We start from the raw sequence: 18,264 nt of genomic DNA, 5'->3' as shown, positions 1-18,264 counted from the left end.
GCTACTGTTCTTGAGCGCCAAGCCGGCGCGCGATCACTGCCGCAACGATGAGCTGCAGCTGATGGAAGATAATCACAGGTACGGCCACAGCGCCGACGATCGCGGGATCGAAAAGCGCCTTGGCCATGGGGAGACCGGTTGCAAGGGACTTCTTCGAACCGCACATCAGTAGCACGATTTTCTCCCCGCGTGGGAAGCCAAGAAGTTTGCCGCCATACCACGTGACTAGTAAAACGATTCCAAGTAAAACAGACAGAACTAATAAAAGAACAAAGAAGCCACCTGCAGTGACCGATGACCAGGCGCCGTCGTTAGTCGCTTTAACAACCGCCGAAAACACGACGAGGATAATCGCAGAATTGTCCGTGAACTTCGTAATGTTGCGGTGCGCCCGCACCCAGTTCCCGACGAAAGGCTGCAGCATCTGGCCAATGATAAATGGCAGAAGCAGCTTTACAAGAACGGACTGGATGCCACCCGTGGACGCATGATCCATGTCCATGAACACCAACACGAGTACCGGTGTGAGAAACATTCCGAGGATGTTCGAAATGGTTGCTGAACATACAGCACTTGCAACATCGCCCCGAGCGATCGATACAAACGTCACCGAGGATTGCACCGTTGAGGGGAGCAGGCTGAGGTAAAGCAAGCCCGTGGCAAACGCCGCCCCAATAATGGAGCCGGTAAGCCAGTAGAACGCGAAGCCAAGCAGTGGGAAGAACACGTATGTGGTGGCTAAAACTGCGGTTTGGAGTTTGATGTTTCGAAGGCCTGCAATGACTTCGCTGGTCCGAAGCCGCATGCCGTAGACGAGGAAAACAAGGCCCACGCCAACATCTGCCGCGGTGGAAAAACCCTCGGCGACGTTTTCGGGGACGGGTACGAACAGCCCTAGAATGAGTGCGGTGATGATACCTGTGAGTAGGAAATCAGGTCTGATCCGCTTGAGCAGTTCCTTTGCATTGAGCGCCATGCGCCCATCCTAGATCACGCAAGCACTGACGGCGCATCGGGCTCATCATCGCCTGTGGCAAAATCATCAAACATGCGTTCGATAGTGCCGGGTGAAAAGCCTAGACTTGAACTCGTGCACGAACATATTCATATTCAAGGCGCCCGCGAACACAATCTACAAAACGTCACGCTTGATATCCCCCGCGACAAGATGGTCGTGTTCACCGGTCTATCCGGTTCCGGAAAATCTTCACTTGCTTTTGACACGATTTTCGCTGAGGGCCAGCGCCGCTACGTTGAATCGCTATCTGCTTACGCGCGCCAGTTTCTTGGCCAGATGGATAAGCCAGACGTGGATTTTATCGAGGGCTTATCACCCGCTGTTTCGATTGATCAAAAGTCCACCAATCGTAATCCGCGTTCGACGGTCGGAACGATCACCGAGGTTTATGATTATCTACGTTTGCTCTATGCACGCGCGGGAACGCAGTTCTGCCCGCTTTGTGATGAGAAGATTCAGGCACAGAGTGCCGAACAGATTGTTAACGTACTCCTCGAGTACGACGACGGCACACGGTTTCAGGTTCTCGCGCCCGTTATTCGCGGGCGTAAGGGCCAACATGAAGAAATTTTCCGGACCCTCGGAGCCGATGGCTATTCGCGCGCTCGAGTCGATGGTGAATTAGTCCGCTTGGATAGCCCGCCAAAGCTAGCAAAAACGAAGAAGCACGACATCGACGTCGTCGTTGACCGGCTTGCGATCCGTGAGGGCGTACGATCACGGCTCAACGATTCAGTAGAGACTGCACTGCGGTTGGCCGATGGCCGATTGATCGTAGAATTTGTGGATATCGACGCCGGCGATCCCGCTCGCGAGCGTAAATTTTCAGAGTTCAGATCTTGCCCAAATGGCCACATGCTGGACATCGAGGAGATTGAACCACGCACTTTTTCATTTAATGCACCCTATGGATCGTGCCCGGACTGTGACGGCATCGGATACAAAGTTCAAGTTGCGCCTGAACTGGTCGTCCCTGATGAAGATCTAACGATTGATGAGGGGGCCATCGTACCGTGGTCGGTCACCGCTTCGGGGCCGGCCAGAGATTACCACATGCGCCAACTTCAGGGATTGGGGGACGAGCTCGGCTTCAGCACAAAAACGAAGTGGAAAAATCTTTCCGATGACGTGAAAGACGCGATCTTGAACGGCAAGGACTTCAAGATCAAAATGCGCTACCGGAACCGATGGGGGCGCGAAAAAGTTTATTCAACAGGTTTTGAGGGTGTTCTCCACTTTGTGAAGAGGAAGCATGATGAAACTTCCTCAGAGTGGTCTCGCGAACGCTATCAGGGCTTCATGTGCGATGTCGCCTGCCAAACCTGTGGGGGAGCGCGGCTCAAGCCGGAAGTGCTTGCGGTGCGAATCGGAGAGCTGAACATCCATGAACTTACAGAACTTTCGATCGGGGACGCTCTCGAATACTTGCAAGGTCTGGAGCTCGGCATTCGCGAAAAGCAGATCGCGGATGCTGTATTAAAGGAAATTCTTGAGCGGCTTAACTTCTTGGTGACTGTCGGACTGAACTACCTCACTCTTTCGCGGTCGGCCGGCTCGCTATCGGGTGGTGAAGCTCAGCGGATACGCCTGGCAACACAGATTGGTGCGGGACTCGTCGGCGTTCTTTACGTTCTCGACGAACCCTCGATCGGGCTACACCAGCGTGACAACGATCGTCTCCTTAGCGCCTTGCTTCACCTGCGCGATCTTGGCAACACCCTGATTGTGGTCGAGCATGACGAAGAAACTATCCGCAAGGCAGATTGGGTCGTCGATATCGGCCCCCGGGCCGGAGAGTTTGGTGGACACATTGTTTATTCGGGACCGCCGCAAGGTTTGCTCGAGTCCGAAGAATCGTTAACCGGCGCATACCTTTCCGGCCGCAGGGAAATTGAGGTGCCGGCTAAACGGCGTCGTGTTTACAAAACGAAACAGATAGAGGTAACAGGAGCGCGCGAAAATAACCTGCGAGATATCGACGTTAAATTCCCGGTCGGCGTTTTTACAGCAGTTACTGGCGTGTCAGGTTCGGGTAAATCTTCGCTCGTCAACGAAATCCTTTACAAGGTGCTGTCCAATAAGTTGAACCGATCACAGGCACTCGCCGGGAAACACAACAAAGTTAAGGGCCTGGACCAACTCGACAAGGTGGTGCACGTGGACCAATCGCCAATCGGGCGAACACCGCGATCTAACCCCGCCACCTACACCGGCATGTGGGATCCAATTCGAAAACTCTTTGCCGAGACAGAAGAGGCAAAGATCCGAGGCTATGGCCCAGGAAGGTTCTCCTTTAACGTCAAGGGAGGCCGCTGTGAATCCTGCTCGGGCGACGGCACGATCAAGATCGAAATGAATTTTCTGCCAGACGTGTACGTGCCATGCGAAGTCTGTAACGGCACTCGGTACAACCGCGAAACACTTCAGGTTCGTTACAAAGGTAAGAACGTGGCTGAGGTTCTCGACATGACGATCTCCCAGGCCAAGGAATTCTTCGCCTCGGTAAACCGGATTACCAAGTATCTTGAAGTTCTTGAATCGGTAGGTTTGGGTTATATCCGCCTCGGCCAACCCGCAACTACCCTTTCGGGAGGAGAGGCTCAGCGCGTCAAACTTGCCTCAGAATTGCACAAACGGTCCACCGGAAAAACCGTTTACATGCTCGACGAACCGACGACAGGACTCCACTTCGAGGATGTTCGTAAACTCTTGGGAGTGCTGCAGGAACTGACGGATAAGGGAAATACTGTGATCGTGATCGAACACAACCTCGACGTCATTAAATGTGCCGATTGGGTGATCGATCTTGGGCCCGAAGGCGGAAAATCCGGCGGTAGGGTAGTTGCCGAAGGCACTCCGGAAGACATCGTGGGCGTGGAGGAATCGTACACGGGGCAGTATTTGAAACCAATTTTGGCAAAGGCGGGTACCCTCACATAGATGGCCGATCCGGAAAGCTATCGCCCACACACGGGCGATATTCCAACCGATCCCGGCGTCTATCGATTCATCGATGAAGACGACCGGGTCATCTACGTGGGTAAGGCCAAATCCCTGCGTAACCGACTGCTGAACTATTTCCAAGATCCTCTCCTCTTGCACGCTCGCACTCGGCAAATGGTTTTTACCGCCGTGCGTGTTGAATGGGTCGTCGTTGGCTCTGAAATTGAGGCGCTCACCCTCGAATACTCGTGGATTAAAGAGTTCACGCCCCGATTCAACGTCATGTACCGGGATGATAAATCGTATCCATACCTGGCGATTATGATGAGCGAAAAATACCCGCGGGTGATGGTCACCCGCAATGCGCACCGCCGCGGTAATCGCTATTACGGGCCGTACACCAAAGTGTGGGCAGTGCGTGAATCACTGGATCAGCTGTTGCGAGTTTTTCCGATGCGTTCGTGCACTGCCGGCGTGTTTAAAAATGCTGAACGATCGGGGCGGCCATGCTTATTTGGGTATATTGATAAGTGCTCTGCGCCGTGCGTCGGGAGAGTGTCAGAAGAAGAACATCGTGAGATCGCCAAACGAATGGTTCGCTTCCTTGACGGCACCGGTGAGGAGCTAATTCGCCAAAAGAAGCGAGAGATGGCTCAAGCCGCCGCGGAACAAGATTACGAGCGGGCTGCCAAGCTGCGCGATGATGCGATCGCTTTAGAAACGGTGGCCGAGCGCAATACGGTCGTGTTTGACTCGGATGTAGATGCCGACGTCTTCGGTTTAGAATTCGATGAACTGGAAGCGTCGGTCCAGGTGTTCTACATTCGCGCCGGGCGAATACGTGGCCAGCGAGGGTGGGTAACCACGATTGAGGATGAAGACGCGCCCGGGCTTATCAACCAGCTTTTGCTTCAGGTTTACGGCCATTATTCACAAGCACCCGCCGGGCGGAAAAGGCAACGAGCGAAATCTGTGGACGACGTCGACCACACGGCTGCCACCGCACTGCCCAAGGAGATATGGGTTCCGCAAATGCCTGCAGACGTCGATACTCTTAGCCGATGGCTTTCCCAATTGCGCGGAGGGAAGGTAACGATTCGCCAACCTCGGCGCGGCCCAAAAGCCTCGCTCATGGACACCGTCCACGTGAATGCCCAACAAGCCCTGCAACGTCACAAACTTGCTCGCGCGGGTGACATTACGGAACGATCTCAGGCCCTTGAGGAGCTGCGAGTGGGGCTTGGACTCAAGCGCGCCCCATTGCGCATCGAAGGCTACGATATTTCGCACACTCAGGGAACCAATCAGGTCGGTTCGATGGTGGTCTTCGAAGACGGGCTCGCCAAGAAAGCTGACTATCGGCATTTTATTGTGCGAGGGCCGGACGGTGAGGGTGCCCGTGATGACACGGCGGCGATGAACGAGGTGCTACGCCGCAGACTGATGAGACTGCGCGAAACTGAAGACGCTGCAGATGCCTCCGATGATCAGCAGTCTGGCTCGGTTGAACCAGGCGCACGGCGGCGCTTCGCATATCGACCGGATCTGATCGTCGTCGACGGCGGCCTGCCGCAAGTTAACGCCGCCAAACGTGCGATCGACGAACTTGAAGCGGACGTTATGGTAATCGGGCTTGCCAAACGACTTGAAGAGATATGGCTACCGGGTGAAAGCTTTCCAATTATTCTTTCGCGCTCGTCACCCGCTCTACGTTTGTTGCAACATTTGCGCGATGAATCGCACCGGTTCGCGATTAGCTTCCATCGTAAGAAGCGCTCGAAGGCGATGACGCGATCGGCTCTCGATGAGATTGCCGGACTCGGCCCGGCAAAACAAACCGCTTTACTCAAGCATTTTAAATCGGTTGCACGGATCCAACGAGCCGATATCGCACAGTTACAGGAAGTGCCCGGCATAGGTCCGGCACTAGCACAGACCATCCATGACCACTTTGCAGGAAAATCTCAATAAAAACTGGCACGATGGTTGCATGGAGAAGATTCCGCATAGCGAGATAAATGACACGGGCAAGATTCCGCCGATCGTTCCAGAATTGGACCGCCAAACGGCGTTGCCAGCGGCTGACATCCCTGAAATTCTTATTATTACAGGCATGTCTGGAGCAGGCAGGTCACGTGCGGGTGCAACGTTGGAAGATCTCGGCTGGTACGTCGTCGATAATTTGCCACCTCGTTTGCTCAGTGCGTTGGCCGGTTTGATGACGCCGGGGGCAGATCACGCGACGCGGCGGCTTGCGGCCGTCGTCGACGTGCGTTCACGAGGATACTTCAAAGAACTACTTGCCGTTTTAGATGAGCTCGACGAACGCAAATTCGATTATCGGATCATGTTCCTTGACGCGCGCACTGACGTCTTGGTGCGCCGTTTCGAATCGGTGAGGCGGCCACACCCACTGCAAGAAGATGGGCGCTTGCTCGATGGGATCGAGCACGAACGCCAAGTCTTAACCGAATTGCGCACTCGGGCCGATATTTATATCGATACTTCTGATCTTACTGTTCATGACCTATCACGAAAGGTGCGCTCAGGGCTTCAGGAAGCAGGAACGGACAATACTCACGTGACCGTGATGTCCTTTGGCTTCAAATACGGGCTCCCGCTTGATGCGGATCACGTTGCAGACGTTCGCTTCCTTCCCAATCCCTATTGGGTCTCCGAACTACGGCACTTGACCGGTCGTGACAAGCCCGTGTCGGACTTCGTGTTAAACGTCGACGGTGCCGAGGAGTTTATACAGGGGTATGCGGATTTACTCGAACCGATATTTGCCGGCTACCAGCATGAACTTAAACCATATGTGACGATTGCGATTGGTTGCACGGGTGGAAAGCACCGTTCGGTTGCCATGAGCGAGAAACTTGGCGCGATCATGCGTTCACGTGGGCACAACGTGAGAAATATTCATCGTGACCTTGGGCGTGAATGATGACAGCGGGATCAACGGTCAGGCATACTAAGGTTGTTGCCCTCGGTGGCGGGCACGGCCTATCTGCGACACTGGCTGCGCTGAGGCTTTTGACACCAAATATCACAGCGATCGTCACAGTTGCCGACGACGGGGGCAGTTCAGGCCGCCTACGCGAGGAGTTCAATATTTTGCCTCCGGGCGATCTACGGATGGCATTGTCGGCATTGTGTGACGATGGCGAATGGAGCCTAACCTGGCGAGACGTTTTGCAATACCGGTTTAACTCCAATGGCCCGCTCAATGGACACTCGCTAGGCAATCTTCTTATCACCGGTGTGTGGGATCTTTTCGATGATCCAGTTCAAGGCTTGGAGTTTGTGGGCAGGCTATTGGACATCACGGGTACTGTTCTGCCGATGGCGGCGAAGCCCTTGCAGATCGAAGCCGATATTGTTGACGACCAGGGCGAACGTACGATTCGTGGTCAGGTTGCCGTGGCGAGCTGCCGGGCCGAAATAAAACATGTTCGCATCGTTCCGGAAAATCCTCCCGCGGTCAAAGAAGCTATCGAGGCCATCCAGGATGCGGACTGGATAATTTTTGGCCCCGGATCATGGTTCACGTCAGTGATCCCACATCTCCTTGTTCCCGAACTGTCCACGGCTCTTACTTCTACGCGTGCTCGCCGTGCGCTCATCATTAATCTGGTGCCCGACGACGAAACCCGGACTCTATCGGCTTCCGATCACATTAGGTCGTTTCAAGAGCACGCGCCCGAGTTGATCCTGGACACCGTGCTCATTGATAAGGACGCTCAAATTATCTGGGCAAACTTTCATGCGGCCTGCGCGGCTATCGGTGCGGACGTATATGCGTGCCCACTTGCCGACAGGTCGGATCAAGCTAAGCATGATCCTTTGTTCTTAGCATCGGCTCTCCGTGAGCTTTTTGAAAAAGATTAGAGAAGCAGTTTCGGTTTCTTCCGCATGGCGTAGAATAATTCGCGTGCCTAGAGATTTGGAGCAAATATGACTGCCTTGACGACATCGGCGAAGGATGAACTATCGGCGGTGTACCCAAGCGTTGTCTCCTCGATGACTGCCGAAATCTCTGTCATGTTCAGGTTTGCCGGGGGCTTGCACATCAATGGCGGCATCGTCACGCTCCAAGCTGAATTTGAACACCCCGGAGCGGCTCGGCACCTATGTGAACTCATTAAAATGCTCTTCAGCATGGATGCCGATTTGCTTGTCGTGAAGAACCCAGGGCGTTCTGGTAACACCTACGTCGTTCGTATCACCCGCAACGGTGAAAGGATCGCGCGTCGGCTCGGGCTTCTCGACCCGCACGGCCGCCCGGTTCGTGGCTTACCACCACAAATTGTGGGAGGCTCGAAGTCAGCTGCCGCCGCTGCGTGGCGGGGTGCTTTTTTGGCTCGTGGATCGCTGAGTGAGCCAGGCCGAAACACCGCACTTGAAGTTACCTGCCCCTCTCTCGAGGCCGCCTACGGCATCGGCGGGCTTGCTCGACGCATGGACATCCCGTATCGAGCGCGCGAAGCACGCGGTGCTTTCCGAGTCGACATCCGTGAAGGCGACGCAATATCTGACATGCTGACTCGGATGGGCTGTCATGACACGGTTATAAGGTGGGAAGAGCTGCGCACCGAACGTGAGGTTCACGGGCAGGCTAACCGGCTAGCAAATTTCGACGACGCTAATATGCGCAGGTCTGCCGACGCTGCCGTCGTCGCCGTTATTCGAGTAAAACGCGCGTTCGAGATTCTTGGTGAGGATATACCTGCCAACCTGCGCGAAGTAGGGGAGTACCGGATTAAGTTTCCCGAGGATTCTTTGAATATGCTAGGAGACCGCCTCGACCCTCCAGCCACGAAAGATGCGGTAGCAGGGCGATTACGCAGGCTTAACACGATGGCGGATAAGCGCGCCCAAGAACAGGCTATTCCCGACACAATGGACGCAGTTGCGAAGGCGCAGCGCAATTCGCTGTGACTCGCCGATAGATCTTGTCAGCCATGCGTGAAAGGTCGCTTGGTCTCCACTTTGGTCCCTATTGGTTAGGAGCTAATCGGGGTAGAATCAAACCGAAACGAGAGCGGCTGTGAAAAATCCAAGGCCGGGATCGTTGCGGGAATTTCCCGTTCATCCATAATCAACGTGTGGATTTCCCACACAAGGAGGATAAGAGTGACCATTAAGGTTGGAATCAATGGATTTGGCCGAATCGGCCGCAACTTCGCGCGTGCTGTTATGGCACAGGGTGCGGATATTGACATCGTTGCAGTGAACGATCTCACAGATAATCAGACCCTGGCACATTTGCTGAAGTACGATTCGATTCTCGGCAAGCTTGAAGAAGAAGTGACGTCCAGTGAAGACTCGATCAAGATCGGCGACAGGACTTTGAAGTCCTTCGAAGAGCGCGATCCCGCGAACATTCCCTGGGGCGATCTTGGCGTTGATATCGTCATCGAATCGACCGGACGTTTCACGAAGGCCGAAGATGCTCAGAAGCATATCGATGCCGGCGCGAAGAAGGTCCTCATCTCGGCACCTGGTAAGAACGAAGACATCACGATCGTCATGGGTGTGAACGAGGGCGATTACGACCCCGAAAATCACCACATCATCTCCAACGCTTCGTGCACCACGAACTGTCTTGCACCAATGGCTAAGGTGCTGAACGATGAGTTTGGAATCGTCAAGGGACTCATGACCACGATCCACGCATACACCGCTGATCAGAACCTCATGGATGGCCCCCACGGCGATCTGCGCCGCGCACGTGCCGCAGCCCTGTCGATTATCCCAACCAACACGGGTGCTGCTAAGGCCGTTGCTCTGGTATTGCCTGAACTCAAGGGTAAGTTCGACGGTTTCGCCATGCGCGTTCCCGTTCCGACAGGTTCGGCAACCGACTTGACCTTCGAAGCTGGTCGTGAAGTGACGGTTGAAGAAGTCAACGCGGTGGTCAAGAAGGCCGCAGAGGGTGAGCTGAAGGGAATTCTGGAGTACACAGAAGATCCGATCGTATCGAAGGATATTGAGGGGCATCCCGCATCGTCGATCTTTGATGCAAAGCTGACGCGTGTCATTGGTAACCAGGTCAAGGTTGTGTCCTGGTACGACAACGAGTGGGGCTACTCGAACCGCCTCGTTGATCTCGCCAAGATCGTCGGCGAGAAACTGTAAGCAACAATGTGAGCTCAGTGCCCGCACATGAATCATGTGCGGGCACTTTGACAGAGAGTCTGTTGCCAAAGAACTAGGAGAAGATTTTATGAGGACGATTGATTCGCTCGGCGACATCGCCGGCAAGAAGGTCTTTGTCCGTTCGGACTTCAATGTGCCGCTCGACGATGAAAAGAATATTACTGACGACGGGCGGATCCGGGCTGCCCTTCCCACACTGACACGCCTCATGGACTCAGGCGCCAAGGTGATCGTGTCCGCCCATCTTGGCCGCCCCAAGGGCGAAGTTAAACCGGAATTCTCACTGGCGCCCGTTGCGAAACGGCTCGGCGAGCTTCTTAACAAAGAAGTCAAGCTCGCAGAAGATACCGTGGGTGATTCAGCCAAAGAGCTCACGAGCAACATGGAAAACGGGGACGTCGTACTTCTTGAAAATGTTCGCTTCGATCCGCGTGAGGATTCCAAGGATGATTCCGAACGCGAAGCACTAGCCAAGGAGTATGCCGCTCTCGCAGATGCATTCGTCTCCGATGGTTTCGGCGTTGTGCATCGTAAGCAAGCCTCGGTTTACGACATCGCTAAGGAGCTACCATCGGCAGCTGGCGAGCTAGTTTTCAAGGAAATTGATTCGCTGTCAAGGGCTACAGACGATCCGGCTCGTCCGTACACGGTCATTCTCGGCGGTTCGAAGGTTTCAGATAAACTCGGCGTTATTGAAAATCTGCTCGACAAGGCAGATCGTCTTCTCATCGGTGGTGGCATGGCCTACACCTTTATGAAGGCTCGAGGAAATGAAGTCGGAACATCACTCCTTGAAGAAGATTTTATTGAAAAGGCCGGGGAATACCTGAAGAAGGCGAAGGAATCGGGCGTAGAAATTTTGCTGCCTTCGGACAACGTCACAGCGCCGCGCTTTGAGGAATCTGCACCTGCTTCGATCTACGACACGGGTACCATGCCCGAAGAGGAGATGGGACTGGACATCGGACCAGACACGCGTGAGCGTTACGCTCAGGCAATCGCAGAGTCTAAGACCGTCGTGTGGAACGGCCCGATGGGCGTCTTTGAATTCCCAGCCTTCGCTAAGGGAACGGCAGCGATTGCGGAAGCGATGCAGAACGCTGAAGGCTACACCATCGTGGGTGGTGGCGATTCGGCGGCAGCGGTGCGAACGCTCGGTTTTGATGAAGATAAATTTGACCATATTTCCACCGGTGGCGGTGCTTCCCTTGAGTTCCTCGAGGGTAAGAAACTCCCCGGTATTGAAGTTTTGGAGGACTAATGTCGCGCACACCACTCATGGCCGGCAATTGGAAGATGAACCTCGATCACCTCGAGGCGATCTCCCTCGTGCAGAAGCTGGCAGTAACTCTCAACGATCTCAAACACGATTTCACTAATACCGAGACGGCGGTGATCGTACCGTTTACGGATATCCGCTCCGTCCAAACCCTCGTCGATTCCGAAGAGTACGAAATCGGATACGGCGCGCAGGACGTCTCAGTCCACGATTCCGGCGCGTACACGGGTGAAATTTCGACGGATATGCTTTCCAAGCTTGGCTGCTCCTACGTCGTCGTTGGACACTCCGAGCGCCGTGAATACCATGGCGAATCGAATGAGCTTGTCGGTAAAAAGGCCAAGAAGGTCCTTGATGCCGGAATGACGCCGATCATGTGCTGCGGCGAGGCACTCGAAGTCCGTAAGGACGGTAAGCAGGTCGAATTCGTTCTTGGCCAGATCGACGAAATGCTCAGCGGATTGACGGCTGAAGAAGTTGCCAAGTCCGTGATCGCATACGAACCGATTTGGGCAATTGGTACCGGCGAAGTCGCCACCCCTGAGGATGCGCAAGAAGTGTGCGGCGCTATCCGCGCCAAGATTGCGGAGCTTTACACTGAAGCGACTGCCGAGTCCGTACGGATTCAGTATGGCGGGTCAGTGAAGTCCTCGAACGTCAAAGACATCATGGCGCAGCCTGATGTTGACGGCGCACTCGTCGGCGGTGCTTCGCTGGACGCGGAAGAATTCGCGAAGATTGTGACCTATCGTTCGTAATTGGTCTCACATTGGTGAGGGGAACGCATGGCGTTCCCCTCACTTGCTATACACTTGACAGGTAAAGTTTTCGACCGAATGGATAGTGATTTCACGTGACTGCACTCATGATCATCAGCGTCGTTTTGCTGGTGCTCTCGAGCCTTTTGCTCATTGGATCGATCCTTTTGCACAAGGGCCGGGGCGGCGGTATTTCAGACGTGTTCGGCGGCGGAATTTCGACGTCGATGCGCTCCTCCGGTGTTGCTGAGCGCAACTTGAACCGAATCACTATAGGAGTGGCGTTAGTGTGGGCTCTGTCCGTCGTGTTCATCGGTCTCATGACGAAGGTCGCATCCTAGTTCACGAGCGGTAGTCCTTCTTGGATAACCTCCGAGAATTCGAGATCATCATTCACGGTTCGTAGCTCCTCGATCAGCTGTGCTTGCAGCGACCGCATCGGCATAGCTATTTGAAGATCAGCGCGGCCCGGCCGAGAAAGCGTTGCAATATCGCCGTCGTGCGGCCGAGAAATTGAGAGCGCACCCGATTCGCGGTGCATATATACCGATTCGATTCCTGCACTATCGCAGTGCTCGAGGTGCACTGACACACCGAGTCTCAGTGCCAGCCAGCCCGCAAGGAGGTTAGCTCCTGCGCGATTTGTGTTTCCGTAGACCTCGGCTGATGTAACGGCCTCATGCGGAGCCTCGTTTAGCAAGGCTGCCAGTTGTGACCGCCAAATCGTAATTCCAGCCCACGTCAGATCGGTATCGCCCGGCTGACGGTTTTGTGCCAGTGCCGTTAAGCTCGCAACTGGATTGCGGGTCGCATTGGCATTGGTAATCCGGCGTGTGGAAACCTTACCCAAACCTGTTGCCGACGGATTTTTGGGAGCCTCTTGAACCCACCAAGTAAAGACCGGTGCGTCCGGGATTAACAGCGGAAGTACCAGGGAGACTTGATTTTCACCGGCACCGTTGTAGGGACGCAAAATGACCACTTCTGCGACCCCGACGCTATCTCCCCGTTTGATTTCGGCATCGAGCCGAGGTGTGGCATCGTCAGAATCAGCGTCGGGTAACAGGATGATGATGCGCAACGGGTGTGCTTGCGCGACATCGAGCGCAGATTCGGACACTGCGCGTACGCCCTCTTCATCCTTAACGACGGCGATAAGGTTCAACACCTTACCAAGTGCACCAGAACCAGCATCAGCACGCATCCGTTCGAGTTCGCGTGCCGTATGAGCGGAAGTTGTATCGGTCAAGAAAGTCATGAGTTCTCCTAAGGCCGGCGCCAGGCGCGGCCGTCCTGGGCAAGCATCTGATCAGAAGCGTGGGGGCCCCACGACCCCGGATCATAGGTTTCGATCGGGCGTGATGTGTTCTCCCAATAGTCTGTTACCTGGTCGATAATTTCCCAAGATAGTTCAAGTTCTTTTTGTTGCGGGAACAGCGGGGGATCGCCCAAGAGAACGTCAAGGATGAGACGTTCGTAGGCTTCTGGTGCATATTCGGTAAAGGCATGCCCGTAGCCAAAATCCATCGTGACATCGCGCAGGAGCATCTGCGCTCCGGGCACCTTTGACCCAAAGCGGAAGGTTATTCCCTCGTCCGGTTGGATCCTTATCACGAGCGTATTCGCGCCCATTGCGGCTGTTTGTTCGGCCGTGAATGGCAGGAATGGTGGTCGGCGAAATTCGAGCGCAACCTCCGTGACCCGCCGGCCAAGGCGTTTACCGGCCCTCAAGTAAAACGGCACACCTGCCCATCGGCGCGTATCTATGCCAAGGCGGAGTGCAGCATAGGTATCGGTACGAGAATCGGGGGCAACCCCATCTTCGTCCATATAACCCTTAACGAACTGCCCGCCTTGCCAGCCTTCGGTGTACTGAGCGAATACCGATGAATCAGCCGGATCTCCATACAGGTGAGTAGCCTTCAAGACTTTCTCTTTTTCGCGCCGCAGGGCATCTGAATCGAAGGATGTTGGTTCTTCCATCGCCGTTAACGCCAAGAGTTGCAGAAGGTGATTTTGGATGACGTCCCGCGCGGCACCAACTCCATCATAATAACCGGCACGCGATCCGATTCCGATATCTTCAGCCATCGTAATTTGCACGTGGTCAACGTGAGCATTGTTCCAAATGGGTTCGAATAATTCGTTGGCAAACCGAAGGGCCAAAATATTTTGGACCGTTTCCTTGCCAAGATAGTGATCAATTCTGAAAATCGACTCGGGTTCGAAAACATTGGCTACGACGTCATCTAGTTCGCGTGCAGATTGAAGGTCGTGGCCAAATGGTTTTTCAATAACAACCCGGCGCCAGCCCGAATCCTGGCGATCTAGACCAGCATTTTTGAGTTCCGTTAAAACCTGTGGGAACAGCGCAGGGGGAATCGCCAAATAGAACGCATAGTTGCCACCCGTTCCGCGCTCCGATTCGGCTCGGGCGAGCTCCTGATTGAGCTTTTCAAAAGTTTCGTGTGAGCCGTAATCCCCTTCGACCTTTCGGAAGCCCGCCATCAGCTGGCGCAAGGTCGTCTCATCAATTCCCGTCTTCGCACCTTCCCGAATGGCGTCTTCAACCCATGCGCCCAGATCCTCGATACCTTTCTTTGGCCGAGCCACGCCGATGAGGGTGAACGAAGCCGGTAAAAGCCCACGATGTGCCAAATCATAGAGCGCCGGAAGGATTTTAGTTCTCGATAAATCACCCGTGATACCAAACAGCACGAGTCCATTCGGCCCGGCGACCCGTTGCATCCGGGTATCATGATCCGAAATCAGCGGATTTTCGGTGGTTTCCATAATATTCCTCAGTGGTCGGAGCAAAAAGCAGGGTGGCCTTCGGGCCACCCTGCCGTATGCGCAGTGTACACCGTTTTAGGAGTTCATTGCGTCCTGAACCGTGTGAATGAGATCTTCCCACGAGACCTCAAATTTCTCGACGCCTTCGTCTTCGAGCTGGCGCGTCACGTCGTCGAAATCGATCCCTAGCAACACGATGTGTTCCAGTGTGTTCTTCGCGGAGTCAAGGTTCGGTCGGATCGTATCTCCACCGCTGAGATCAGAATGATCCTTGGTCGCCCACAAAGTGTTTTCCGGCATCGTGTTGACCACGTGAGAAGAAACCAATTGGTCAACGTACATGGTGGGGGAGTAGTCGGGATTCTTCACTCCCGTCGACGCCCAGAGCGGCCGCTGAACATTCGCCCCTTCATCAGCTAGATCGCGGAAGCGCACGGACTGTTCGAAATGCTTGATGTATGCCGCGTAAGCGTTTCGAGCATTTGCCACGCCGGCCTTACCCCGCATGTTGAGTGCACTTTGCCCGCCGATCTTATCGAGTCGAGCGTCCACTTCCGTGTCAACGCGGGACACGAAAAATGAGGCCACGGAATGAATTTGGCTCAGATCGAGCCCTTTCTTCTGCGCTTGTTCGAGGCCGCTCAGATAGGCGTCAACAACCTCTTCGTAGCGTTCAACCGAAAAGATCAGCGTGACATTGACCGAAATACCATCAGCAATTGCATCGCGAATGGCTGGTAACCCCGCCTTTGTGGCAGGAATTTTAATCATCGCATTCGGTCGGTCCACTTTGGCCCAGAGCTGCTTAGCCTGTTCGTAGGTGGGAACGGTATTGTGCGCGAGCCTGGGATCGACCTCAATTGACACGCGGCCGTCGAAACCGTTTGTCGCTGAATAGATATCCGTAAAGAGATCGCACGCCCGTCGCACGTCATCGGTTGTTAGCTCGGTAATGATTTCCTCTGCGCTCTTGCCCTCATCCGCCAAGCGTTTGACGTCTTCGCGGTAGTCATCCGAGCCAGAAATAGCGGCCTGGAAGATCGAGGGATTAGTCGTCACGCCAACAACGGCATGATTGTGGACGAGATCTTCAAGATTGCCAGAATTTAGGCGGCCTCGCGAGAGATCGTCCAACCAGATTGACACTCCAAGATCGGAAAGTTCGTGAAGTTTACTCATTGCGTATCCTTAATTCTTTGCCGCTTCGATGGACTCTTTCGCATTCTCGACGACGTTGGCGCTATGAATGCCGTACTTGTCGAGAAGCAGGGGGCCGGCTGCCGATTCACCGTAGTGATCAATACCAACGGTGCGCCCGGCATCACCAACGATGCCCTTCCACCCAAATGTTGCGCCCGCCTCGATTGAGACGCGAGCCTTCACGTCGGAAGGAATCACGGATTCGCGGTAGGCATCGTCTTGCTCTTTGAACCATTCCAAGCACGGCATCGACACCACGCGTGCGCCGAGACCTTCCTTGGCCAGCTGCTCGCGAGCTTCCAGTGCGACGGCAACTTCGGATCCGGTTGCAATCAAAACGACGTCGATCTGCTCGGCATCTGCGAGAACGTAGCCACCCTTGAGGACACCTTCCGCACTGGCAAGGGTATCGCCATTGGCCTCCCCATCTCCGCGTTCAACAATCGGCAGGTTCTGCCGCGATAGCACGATACCGGCAGCACGGTCGGTTCGCTCGAGAATACCGCGCCAAGCCTGTGCGGTCTCGTTAGCGTCTGCCGGGCGGACGATGTCGACACCCGGGATAGCGCGGTAAGCCCACAGATGTTCGACCGGCTGATGGGTGGGCCCATCCTCGCCAACACCAACAGAATCGTGCGTCCACACGAAGATTGAAGGTGCCTTCATGAGGCCGGCAAGACGAACGGCAGGGCGCATGTAGTCTGCGAAAACGAAGAACGTTGCACCATAGGCGCGCGTAAGCCCGTGCAGGGTAATGCCGTTAACGATCGATCCCATGCCATGTTCACGCACACCGAAGTGGAGATTGCGGCCGAACTTATTACCCGGGAACATTTCCGAAGAGCGCTTTTTAGGGAAGAACGACGGGTGGTCATTCATGTATGTGTTGTTCGAACCTGCAAGATCTGCCGATCCGCCCCACAATTCGGGTAAAACTTCTGCGATTGCGTTGAGAACTTTGCCAGAGGCTGCACGGGTCGCAAGTGATGAACCGGCCTCGAACACGGGCAGTGAATCTTCCCAGCCTTCGGGAAGTTTGTGGTCAACCACGCGGTCCAAAAGCTTCTTCTGTTCGGGGTTGGCCTGCGCCCAATCCTCGAATTTCTTCTCCCATTCCTCGCGATAGCGCGCGGCGTTGTCAGCCGCCTGCTTGCGTGTGTGTTCCAGGACTTCCTCGTCAATGTGGAAGGTCTTGTCCGGATCGAGCCCGAGAATTTCCTTGGTGGCCCGGATTTCGTCGTCGCCAAGCGCAGCTCCGTGTGCGGCTCCGGTGTCCTGAGCGTTTGGTGCAGGCCAGGCAATGATCGTCGAAAGGCGAATGAAAGAGGGTTTGTCGGTAACTTTCTTGGCTTCGTCAATCGCGTTGTACAGCGCTTCGATATCTTCCTTGTAGTCGCCGCCATTGACCCAATCCACGTGCTGTGTGTGCCAGCCGTAGGCTTCGTAGCGTTTGGTCACGTCCTCGGAGAAGGCGATTGACGTGTCGTCCTCGATTGAGATCTGGTTGTCGTCCCAAATGACAATCAGGTTGCCCAGTTCCTGAGTACCGGCGAGAGAAGAGGCCTCGGAGGTAACACCTTCCTGCATGCAACCATCACCGGCGATGACGTAAACGAAGTGATCGAATGGGCTTTCGCCGTCGTTGGCATTTGGGTCGAATAAGCCGTGGGAGCGACGTGAAGCCATCGCCATCCCGACGGCGGAGGCCAGGCCTTGGCCAAGAGGTCCAGTAGTAATTTCGACGCCCTTAGTGTGGCGGTATTCCGGGTGGCCGGGAGTTGCTGAACCTTCCGTGCGAAGGGCGGCCAGGTCGTCCATGTCCAGCCCGTAACCTGCGAGGAAGAGCTGGACGTATTGGGTGAGTGATGAGTGGCCTGCGGACAACACGAAACGATCGCGACCCAGCCACATGTCGTCTGCAGGGTCATGACGCACGACCTTCTGATAAAGCAGGTATGCGGCGGGTGCCAGCGACATTGCCGTTCCCGGGTGACCGTTACCAACTTTCTGGACTGCGTCTGCGGCGAGTACGCGCGCCGTATCGACGGCCCTTTGATCCAACTCGCTCCATTCGAAAGTCGTCATGTACTTCTCCTTATAGTTACAAGGGC

Annotated in this window: 14 protein-coding genes; 9 read left to right on the top strand and 5 right to left on the bottom strand. The window is 54.8% G+C overall.

Annotated features, from left to right (window positions below; genetic code table 11):
- Nucleotide 1 precedes the first annotated feature (1 nt).
- Entirely contained in the window at nucleotides 2–976 is a 975-nt protein-coding gene (locus J2S70_RS00380) for a bile acid:sodium symporter family protein (protein ID WP_307681776.1), read from the bottom strand.
- Between the two features lie 114 nt (nucleotides 977–1,090).
- On the opposite strand from J2S70_RS00380, the gene uvrA reads away from it, so the two are divergent.
- The 9 genes from uvrA (at nucleotide 1,091) to secG (ending at nucleotide 12,501) form a co-directional block, all read left to right on the top strand.
- Entirely contained in the window at nucleotides 1,091–3,958 is a 2,868-nt protein-coding gene (gene uvrA / locus J2S70_RS00375; protein ID WP_307681775.1) for an excinuclease ABC subunit UvrA, read from the top strand.
- Nucleotides 3,959–5,932: an excinuclease ABC subunit UvrC gene (gene uvrC, locus J2S70_RS00370; RefSeq protein ID WP_307681774.1), complete on the top strand. Its 1,974-nt coding sequence runs from the start codon at nucleotides 3,959–3,961 to the stop codon at nucleotides 5,930–5,932.
- A 19-nt stretch (nucleotides 5,933–5,951) separates the two neighbouring features.
- Entirely contained in the window at nucleotides 5,952–6,908 is a 957-nt protein-coding gene (gene rapZ, locus J2S70_RS00365; RefSeq protein ID WP_307683340.1) for an RNase adapter RapZ, read from the top strand.
- Complete coding sequence (locus J2S70_RS00360) at nucleotides 6,905–7,852, top strand: gluconeogenesis factor YvcK family protein (protein ID WP_307681773.1); 948 nt, start codon at nucleotides 6,905–6,907, stop codon at nucleotides 7,850–7,852. Before rapZ ends, J2S70_RS00360 begins: the two co-directional genes overlap by 4 nt.
- A 66-nt stretch (nucleotides 7,853–7,918) precedes the next feature.
- Nucleotides 7,919–8,902 carry a DNA-binding protein WhiA gene (gene whiA / locus J2S70_RS00355; protein WP_307681772.1) on the top strand — a complete coding sequence of 328 codons (984 nt, stop codon included), beginning with the start codon at nucleotides 7,919–7,921 and terminating at the stop codon, nucleotides 8,900–8,902.
- Between the two features lie 195 nt (nucleotides 8,903–9,097).
- Entirely contained in the window at nucleotides 9,098–10,102 is a 1,005-nt protein-coding gene (gap, locus tag J2S70_RS00350; protein ID WP_307681771.1) for a type I glyceraldehyde-3-phosphate dehydrogenase, read from the top strand.
- An 88-nt stretch (nucleotides 10,103–10,190) separates the two neighbouring features.
- Nucleotides 10,191–11,384 carry a phosphoglycerate kinase gene (locus tag J2S70_RS00345; protein ID WP_307681770.1) on the top strand — a complete coding sequence of 398 codons (1,194 nt, stop codon included), beginning with the start codon at nucleotides 10,191–10,193 and terminating at the stop codon, nucleotides 11,382–11,384.
- Nucleotides 11,384–12,160 (top strand): triose-phosphate isomerase, encoded by a 777-nt coding sequence (gene tpiA / locus J2S70_RS00340; protein WP_307681769.1) that lies wholly within the window; start codon nucleotides 11,384–11,386, stop codon nucleotides 12,158–12,160. The genes J2S70_RS00345 and tpiA overlap by 1 nt, the downstream gene beginning before the upstream one ends.
- A gap of 95 nt (nucleotides 12,161–12,255) precedes the next feature.
- A complete protein-coding gene (gene secG, locus J2S70_RS00335) occupies nucleotides 12,256–12,501 on the top strand; it encodes a preprotein translocase subunit SecG (RefSeq protein WP_307681768.1) in 246 nt (81 codons plus the stop codon).
- Here the strand turns inward: secG and J2S70_RS00330 are convergent.
- The 4 genes from J2S70_RS00330 to tkt all read right to left on the bottom strand — a co-directional run bounded on the left by J2S70_RS00330 (nucleotide 12,498) and on the right by tkt (nucleotide 18,238).
- Nucleotides 12,498–13,418 (bottom strand): glucose-6-phosphate dehydrogenase assembly protein OpcA, encoded by a 921-nt coding sequence (locus J2S70_RS00330; protein WP_307681767.1) that lies wholly within the window; start codon nucleotides 13,416–13,418, stop codon nucleotides 12,498–12,500. The two genes, secG and J2S70_RS00330, sit on opposite strands and share 4 nt — an antisense overlap.
- A gap of 8 nt (nucleotides 13,419–13,426) precedes the next feature.
- The gene (gene zwf / locus J2S70_RS00325; RefSeq protein ID WP_307681766.1) at nucleotides 13,427–14,953 is read right to left on the bottom strand and encodes a glucose-6-phosphate dehydrogenase; all 1,527 of its coding nucleotides are present in this window, start codon (nucleotides 14,951–14,953) and stop codon (nucleotides 13,427–13,429) included.
- A 75-nt stretch (nucleotides 14,954–15,028) separates the two neighbouring features.
- Nucleotides 15,029–16,132: a transaldolase gene (tal, locus tag J2S70_RS00320; protein ID WP_307681765.1), complete on the bottom strand. Its 1,104-nt coding sequence runs from the start codon at nucleotides 16,130–16,132 to the stop codon at nucleotides 15,029–15,031.
- Between the two features lie 9 nt (nucleotides 16,133–16,141).
- The gene (gene tkt / locus J2S70_RS00315; protein ID WP_307681764.1) at nucleotides 16,142–18,238 is read right to left on the bottom strand and encodes a transketolase; all 2,097 of its coding nucleotides are present in this window, start codon (nucleotides 18,236–18,238) and stop codon (nucleotides 16,142–16,144) included.
- Between the last annotated feature and the right edge of the window lie 26 nt (nucleotides 18,239–18,264).

The organism is Trueperella bonasi (genome assembly GCF_030811535.1).
Classification (GTDB): domain Bacteria; phylum Actinomycetota; class Actinomycetes; order Actinomycetales; family Actinomycetaceae; genus Trueperella; species Trueperella bonasi.
This window is presented reverse-complemented; position numbering and strand designations above follow the sequence as displayed.

Excerpts from the sequence above, each read along its gene's own strand:
- J2S70_RS00345 (WP_307681770.1), top strand. The coding sequence starts at position 10,191 with ATGAGGACGATTGATTCGCTCGGCGACATCGCCGGCAAGAAGGTCTTT.
- whiA (WP_307681772.1), top strand. The coding sequence starts at position 7,919 with ATGACTGCCTTGACGACATCGGCGAAGGATGAACTATCGGCGGTGTAC.
- rapZ (WP_307683340.1), top strand. The coding sequence starts at position 5,952 with ATGGAGAAGATTCCGCATAGCGAGATAAATGACACGGGCAAGATTCCG.
- J2S70_RS00360 (WP_307681773.1), top strand. The coding sequence starts at position 6,905 with ATGATGACAGCGGGATCAACGGTCAGGCATACTAAGGTTGTTGCCCTC.
- tal (WP_307681765.1), bottom strand. The coding sequence starts at position 16,132 with ATGAGTAAACTTCACGAACTTTCCGATCTTGGAGTGTCAATCTGGTTG.
- uvrC (WP_307681774.1), top strand. The coding sequence starts at position 3,959 with ATGGCCGATCCGGAAAGCTATCGCCCACACACGGGCGATATTCCAACC.
- J2S70_RS00330 (WP_307681767.1), bottom strand. The coding sequence starts at position 13,418 with ATGACTTTCTTGACCGATACAACTTCCGCTCATACGGCACGCGAACTC.
- tpiA (WP_307681769.1), top strand. The coding sequence starts at position 11,384 with ATGTCGCGCACACCACTCATGGCCGGCAATTGGAAGATGAACCTCGAT.
- J2S70_RS00380 (WP_307681776.1), bottom strand. The coding sequence starts at position 976 with ATGGCGCTCAATGCAAAGGAACTGCTCAAGCGGATCAGACCTGATTTC.
- zwf (WP_307681766.1), bottom strand. The coding sequence starts at position 14,953 with ATGGAAACCACCGAAAATCCGCTGATTTCGGATCATGATACCCGGATG.
- tkt (WP_307681764.1), bottom strand. The coding sequence starts at position 18,238 with ATGACGACTTTCGAATGGAGCGAGTTGGATCAAAGGGCCGTCGATACG.